This is a genomic window from Mizugakiibacter sediminis (genome assembly GCF_000953855.2).
In the GTDB taxonomy this organism is placed as follows: Bacteria; Pseudomonadota; Gammaproteobacteria; order Xanthomonadales; family Rhodanobacteraceae; genus Mizugakiibacter; species Mizugakiibacter sediminis.
Map to the genome: position 1 here is coordinate 1 of NZ_DF970222.1, position 6748 is coordinate 6748.

At 73.4% G+C, this 6748-nt stretch carries 5 protein-coding genes and 1 pseudogene; 1 reads left to right on the forward strand and 5 read right to left on the reverse strand.

What is annotated here, in order from left to right:
- The first annotated feature begins 161 nt into the window (after nt 1–161).
- Nucleotides 162–1118, forward strand: a complete 957-nt coding sequence (locus MBSD_RS10135) for a TerC/Alx family metal homeostasis membrane protein (RefSeq protein ID WP_425478105.1) — start codon at nt 162–164, stop codon at nt 1116–1118.
- A 17-nt stretch (nt 1119–1135) separates the two neighbouring features.
- Here the strand turns inward: MBSD_RS10135 and MBSD_RS10140 are convergent, their stop codons facing one another.
- The 5 genes and pseudogenes from MBSD_RS10140 to MBSD_RS15465 all read right to left on the reverse strand — a co-directional run.
- A complete protein-coding gene (locus tag MBSD_RS10140; RefSeq protein ID WP_062537222.1) occupies nt 1136–1654 on the reverse strand; it encodes a hypothetical protein in 519 nt (172 codons plus the stop codon).
- 8 nt (nt 1655–1662) lie between these two features.
- Nucleotides 1663–3993, reverse strand: a complete 2331-nt coding sequence (mrcB, locus tag MBSD_RS10145; protein ID WP_425478104.1) for a penicillin-binding protein 1B — start codon at nt 3991–3993, stop codon at nt 1663–1665.
- A 182-nt stretch (nt 3994–4175) separates the two neighbouring features.
- The gene (locus tag MBSD_RS10150; RefSeq protein WP_062537223.1) at nt 4176–5126 is read right to left on the reverse strand and encodes a glycosyltransferase family 2 protein; all 951 of its coding nucleotides are present in this window, start codon (nt 5124–5126) and stop codon (nt 4176–4178) included.
- A gap of 151 nt (nt 5127–5277) precedes the next feature.
- Nucleotides 5278–6264, reverse strand: a complete 987-nt coding sequence (locus MBSD_RS10155; protein WP_237071786.1) for a glycosyltransferase — start codon at nt 6262–6264, stop codon at nt 5278–5280.
- An 11-nt stretch (nt 6265–6275) separates the two neighbouring features.
- Nucleotides 6276–6748 (reverse strand): annotated as a pseudogene (locus MBSD_RS15465) (hypothetical protein); the annotation flags it as partial.

Consider the following 6748-nt stretch of genomic DNA (forward strand, 5'->3'; position numbering starts at 1 on the left):
GTTCGCCCCGGGTGAACAACCTACTGAGAGATCACAGCTAGGCCTGCGGCCATGCGAGGCGCGGCCGGCGCCCTCACGATGCGTTCACGCCCGCCGCCGGCACGCTGTCGCCGTCCGCACCGGCCACCCGTCGACCGCGCCGCCACGCCGCCATGAACGCGATCGCGCACACCGGCACGCCCCTGCTGTACCTCGGCTTCGGCCTGCTCGTCGCCGTGCTGCTGGCAGTCGATTTCGCGCTGCTGCGCACGCAGGGCCGCCACAAGGTGTCGGTGCGCGAGGCGGCGCTGTGGTCCGTGGTGTGGATCGCCGCCGCCGCGGCGTTCGGCGCGTGGCTGTGGTGGCACCTGCACGGGGAGTACGGCGCCGAGGTCGCGCGCCGCAAGACGCTGGAGTACGCCACCGGCTACCTGATCGAGAAGGGGCTGGCGGTGGAGAACGTGTTCGTGTGGATCACGATCTTCACCTACTTCGCGATTCCCGCCGAACTGCAGAAGCGGGTGCTGCTGTGGGGCGTGGTCGGCGCGATCGTCATGCGCGCGGTGCTGATCTACCTCGGCGCCGTGCTGATCCGCCAGTTCGACTGGATCTTCTACGTGTTCGGCGCATTCCTGCTCGGCACCGGCATCAAGATGTTCTTCTTCACCGGCAAGACCAGCGACCTCGGCCGCAATCCGCTACTGCGCTGGCTGCGCGGCCACCTGCCGATCACCCCCGAGCTGCGCGGCGAGCGTTTCCTGGTGACGGAACGCGGTCGCCGCGCGCTGACCCCGCTGTTCCTGGTGCTGGTGCTGGTCGAGGTCACCGACCTGGTGTTCGCCGTGGACAGCATCCCGGCGATCTTCTCGGTGACCGCGGACCCGTTCATCGTGTTCACCGCCAACACCTTCGCCATCCTCGGCCTGCACGCGATGTACTTCCTGCTCGCCGACATGGCCGGGCGCTTCCACCTGCTCGGCTACGGGCTGGCGCTGATCATCACCCTGGTCGGCGCGAAGATGCTGCTGATGGACGTCTACAAGATCCCGGTGACGTGGATGCTGGGCGCGGTGGCGGCGGTGCTGGCCGCCTCGATCGCCGCCAGTCTGCTGGTGCCGCCGCGCGCGCCGCGCGCCTGAGCGGGCGGCGCGCGCGGCTACATGCGCACCGGGCCGTCGACGCGGCAGCCGGCGCGCGCGCGTTTCGCCGCGGCGGCGCCGGCTTCGTCGCGCGCGGCTTCGCGCAGCTCGGCCAGGGTCTGCCAGTTCCGCGCGCACAGCGCGCCCAGCTTCGGGCCGAGCTCGAACGAGCGCTGCGCCAGACGCTCGGCGTCGGCGTAGTCCTGCAGCCGCACCGCCAGCTCGGCGCGGTACTGCAGCAGGTCGGGCGCCTCCGGCGACAGCTTCAGCGCCTGGTCCGTCTTGGCGGCGGCGTCCGCGTAACGCCCGGCCTGCTCGTCGGCGTGCGCGGCGTCGAGCAGGCTCTGCACGGCGGGATCGCGCAGCGGTACCACCTGCACCACGGAATCGTCCTGCTCGCCGGCGGCGCGGATCGCCACGACCAGATCGCGGTCGGGCGGACGCGTGGCCTGCGTCGAGGAAGACGGCTGCCCGCAGGCGGCGAGCAGTGCGGCGGCGCCCAGCGCGGCGCCGAAACGGAGGGTCGGGTGCTTCATGCGACGGTTCACGGTTGACCGGCGGCGGGCTGCGGAGGCGCGCCTTCGCCGCCACTGCCGCCGAAGATGCTCTTCAGTTCCTGCCAGAAACAGTGTTCCTCGTCCTGCGGCACATAGCCGGCGACGAATGGAAGCTGGCGCGCGTCCGGGCAGACCTGGTCGGTGCGATGGCCGCTCTTCGGATCGATCCAGGCGAACTCGAGGCCGGGGCCGGGATCGGTCGACAGCGGCCGCGTGGGCAGGCGCTGGAACAGCCTCTGCCAGACGCGCAGGCCGCCGGTGGCGCCCCACAGGCCGGTGGTTTTGTTGTCGTCGCGGCCGACCCAGGCCACGGCGAGGCGGTCGCCGGTGAAGCCGGCGAACCAGCTGTCGCGCTGGCTGTCGCTGGTGCCGGTCTTGCCGGCGGCGTGCAGCCACGCGAGGCTGGAGTCGGCCAGCACGCTGGCCGTGCCGGACACCGCCACCTGCTGCATGGCGTAGGTGACCAACTGCACCGCCTGGTGATACTCGCCTTCGCCGGGTTTGACCTCGTAGCGCTTGATCGCGCGGCCCTGCGCGTCCATCACGCCGCGCACCGCCAGCAGCGGCAGCGCGTGGCCGCCGGCAGCGAGGTACTGGTAGATCTGCGCCACCTGCAGCGGCGATAGGTCGATCGCGCCGAGCAGCAGCGAGGGGTTCGGGTTGACGTCGCGCAGCCCCAGCGATTCCAGCAGCGCCTTCACGCGGCCGACGCCGATGTCGAGGCCGAGGTGCACGGTGGCGAGGTTCATCGACTGCGCCAGCGCCTCGACCAGCGGCACGTCGCCGTGGATCTCGTGGTCGTCGTTCTGCGGCGACCACTCGCGGCCGTCCGGCTGGCGCAGGCTGACCGGCGTGTCCGACAGCAGCGAGGCCAGCGAGTAGCGCTGCGGCTGCGCCAGCGCCACCAGGTACACGAACGGCTTGACCAGCGAGCCGATCGGCCGCCTCGCCATCAGCGCGCGGTTGAAGCCGGGATCGCCGGGGTCGCGGCTGCCGGCCACGGCCAGCACGCTGCCGCTGTCGGCGTCGGTGACCACCGCCGCGGCCTGCAGCGCCGCGCCGCGCTTGCCCATGCCTTCCAGCGTCTCCTCGATCGCGCGCTCGGTGTAGAGCTGCGCGGCCGGGTCGAGCGTGGTGAACACCGACAGGCCGCCGCCGCGCAGCGCCTGCTCGTCGAAATCGTTCTGCAGCTGCGCGCGCACCAGGTCCATGAACGCCGGGAAGCGGTTGGCCGGCAGTTGCGGGCGCGGCGTGACGCCGAGCGGCGCGGCCTGCGCCTGTTTCAGTTCGGCGGCGTCGATCAGGCCGGTGTCGAAGAATTCCTGCAGGGCGAGGTTGCGCCGCGCCAGCGCGCGCTGCGGATAGCGGCGCGGATCGTAGTAGCTCGGCCCCTGCACCAGGCCGACCAGCAGCGCGATCTCCTGCGGACGCAGCGCCTGCAGCGGGCGGCCGAAGTAGAACTGGCTGGCCGCGGCGAAGCCGTGCACCGCCTGCGCGCCCTGCTGGCCGAGGAACACCTCGTTGACGTAGGCCTCGAGGATGCGCGACTTGCTGTAGTTGGCCTCGATCAGCACCGACAGCAGCGCCTCGTTGAGTTTGCGCACCAGGTTCTGGCTGCGGTCGAGGAACAGGTTGCGCACCAGCTGCTGGGTCAGCGTCGAGCCGCCCTGCACGACGTGGCCGGCGCGCAGGTTGGCCAGCGCCGCGCGCAGGATCGCGCCGACGTCGATGCCGTGGTGGTACTTGAAGTCGCGGTCCTCGACCGCCTGCAGGCCGGTCAGCAGCAGCGGCGGCACCGCGTCCAGCCTGACCACCTGGCGCTCCTCCTGCGCGGCGCCGTACAGGGTGGCGATGCGCGCGGGATCGAGGTGGGTCTCGCGCAGCGGGCGCTCGGCGGTGAGGTCGCGCAGCGTGGCGATCTGGCCGTGCGCCAGGGTCAGTTCGACGCGGCGCGGCAGCTCGCCGCCGTCGGGGCCGGCGTAGCCGCGCGAGGCGATGTCGTAGCGACCGCCGTTCTTGTTCCAGGTGCCGGGCAGGCGGCCTTGGCCGTCGTTGGTGTAGCCGGCGAAGGCCAGTTCCAGTTCCAGCGCGTCGGCGTTCATCGGTTCGCCCGGCGCCAGCCGCAGCGGGCGCGCGTAGACGCGCGTCGGCACCGAGAACACCAGGTCGCCGAAGCGTTCGCGCACGCGGCCGTTCAGCACGATCGTGTACGGCACCAGAAAGCCGGCGATCGCGCCCAGCAGCAGGAACATCGGCTTGTGCAGCACCCGCCAGGCCACGGCGGCGACGGCGAGGCTGCGTTGCAGGAACGGCGACAAGGACTTCTTCCGCGGTCGAACCGGAGCAGTTTAGCCGAAGCCCGGGCGTCGGCTCCCGGACCCGCGTCCGCCGTTCCGCGCCGGTACATGCGCGCCGTGGCAAGCCGGGCGCGGACGCCGCCAGCGTGGGCCGCGCGGCGGGCGCCGCGCGGCCCGGGCGCGGGCGAAATGCGGGCGGGCGCCTAGGTGTGCGGATACGGCCCGAGCCGCCCGCGCAGGCCGTCGGCGAGGCCGCGCAGCATGGCGCGCAGGTTGGCGCGGCGCGGCGCCAGCAGCAGGCCGAAGATCGCCAGTTTCAGGCACAGCCGCGGCAGGTCCTGCGCGACCCACACGCGCGGCGTGTGCGGCAGGCGGTAGAGGAACACGCGGTTGCGCATCATGTAGTACAGCCGCACGGGTCCGTGTACCGCCACCGCGCCGAGCAGCGGCAGACGCCGGTGCGCATCGCCGAGCCGGTGCTCCATCGCCGCCGCGCCGATGCCGTACAGGCGCCAGCCGCGGGCGCGCGCGCGGAACGACCACTCCATGTCGACGTTGTCGATGAACAGGCGCGCGTCCATCGGCCCGATCGCCTCCAGCGCGTCCAGCGCGATCAGGCAGCCGGAGGTGATCAGGAAATCGGCTTCGACCGCCGCGGCGTCGTCCGCGTGCAGCTTGCGGTTCAGCGGAAAGCCGATGCGCACGAACGGCGCGGCGACGCCGGTGCGCGCGTCGCGGTAGGCCGGCCCCACCGCCGCCGCGCGGCGGCTGGCGCGCAGCGAGACCAGCGCCGCGGCGAGCTGCGTCACCATGTCCGGCGCCGGCAGGCTGTCCTGGTCGAGCAGCAGCACGGCATCGCAGCGCGCGGCGCGCACACGTTCGATGCCGAGGTTCAGCGCCGCTGCCAGGCCGAGGTTGTCCTGCCGGCGCAGCACCTCGATGCCGGCATCGTCCGCGTGGCGCGTCAGCAGCGCGTCGAGCGCCGCGTCGCGGCTGGCGTTGTCGACGATCGCCAGATGCGCGACCTGCGGCCGCACGCGTTCGATAAGCGCGGCGAGCGCGGCAACGTCGGGACGGTAGGTGACGATCACCGCGCCGACCCCGCGCGACGGCGTCGGTGCTTGCGCCGAGTCCTCGGCCTTGGTCCCGCTCATTGCCTCTCCTGCCCGCAACGCACGCCCGCCCCCTCGCCCCGACCCGCCTCCCGAACGGCAAGCCGTTCGGGAGGCGGGAGCAATTCGGCAATCCCCGCCGCTTCCCCGCTCCCGCTCGCGCTCCCAGCCCTCCACTCCCTGCTCCCGCTCCCTAATCCCCCCGCAACAAATCACGCAACATCGAGCGCACGCCGTTGGAATAGCGCGCGTAACCGCCGCCGCGCGCTTCGCGCAGCACGACGCCGAGGCGCGCGGGGCCGCGCGGCGGCAGGGCGGCGCGCAGGCGCAGGTGCCGTTCCTTGTCGCGCACGCGGGCGAGATGCGCCGGCGGGACCGCCGCGCCGAGACGCTGCAGCCGCTCGCCCAGCAGCGCCATGCGCGCGGCCAGCCGCTGCAGCGTTTCCGGGCGCAGGCGCTTGAGGTCTTCCCACTTGTCGGCCAGGCCGCGCGGGCGCATGCCGATCTGGTTGCCGCCGTGCTGGCGGTAGTCGATCAGCGTGTCCTCGAGCGCGTCGACGGTGCCGGTGGCGGCGGCGATCAGCGCCAGCCACTCGTCGTGCACCAGCTCGGGCGGGAATGGCCGCGCCGCGGCGAGCAGTTCGCGGCGCAGGCCGACGGTGGCGCCGGTGACGAGATTGCGCCGCAGCAGCACGTCGAAGCCGCGGCCGGCGTGCAGCGCGTCGAGCTCGTCGCGGCGCGCCTCCAGCGCGCGGAACAGGGTCGTGCCGGTGGGCCGTCCCTGCGCATCGACCAGGCGCGCGTCGGTGTGCAGCAGCGACAGCTCCGGCCGGCGTTCGAACTCGACGGCCATGCGCGCCAGCTTGTCGGCGCGCCAGACGTCGTCCTGGTCGCACGGGAACAGCAGCGCGCCGCGCGCCGCCGCCAGCGCCTGCTCGAAGTTGCGCACGTAGCCGAGGTTGGCCGCGTTCTCGATCAGCGTCACCTCGACGCCGGCCTGCGCCGCGCGCGCGCGGAACGCGCGCAGGCGCTCGCGCGTGCCGTCGCCGGAGCCGTCGTCGGCGACGACGATCTCGTCGGGGCGGCGCTGCTGCGCCAGCAGGCTGTCGAGCTGCGCGTCCAGATAGGCCGCGCCGTTGTAGGTGCACAGCGCGACGGAGATCGTGAGCGGCGACGCCACGGCCGGCGCCATCAGCCGCCGGCGCCGGCGAGACGCTGCGCCAGCGCGCCGAGCCGCGGGTCGTCGGGTTCGAGGCGGCGCGCGTGGTCGAGGGCGATGCGCGCGTCCTGCAGGCGGCCCTGGTCCGCGTGCAGCGTGGCCTGGTCCAGCCAGGCCTGCGCGAGCCGGTGCTTCATCGGCGCGGCGGCGGCGTCGCCGGGCGACAGCGTGTCGAAGGTGGACAGCAGGTCGGCGGCGCGGTCGAGCCGGCCCTGCGCCAGCGCCTGGTCGAACAGTTGCGCGGCGCGCTGCGGCAGCGCCTTCAGCCCGGCCTGCGCCGCGGCGTTGCCGCCGTCGATGGCGAGCGCGGCGCGGTAGCGGTCGTAGGCGCTGCCGCCGGGCGGCAGCACGAGGTCGCCGTTGCGCGCGGCGAGCTGCGCGGCCTGCACCAGGCGCTGCACTTCGGCCTGCTGCGCGGCGGTCAGCTTGGGGCGCTCGGCGGCGA

Excerpts from the sequence above, each read along its gene's own strand:
- MBSD_RS10140 (WP_062537222.1), bottom strand. The coding sequence starts at position 1,654 with ATGAAGCACCCGACCCTCCGTTTCGGCGCCGCGCTGGGCGCCGCCGCA.
- MBSD_RS10150 (WP_062537223.1), bottom strand. The coding sequence starts at position 5,126 with ATGAGCGGGACCAAGGCCGAGGACTCGGCGCAAGCACCGACGCCGTCG.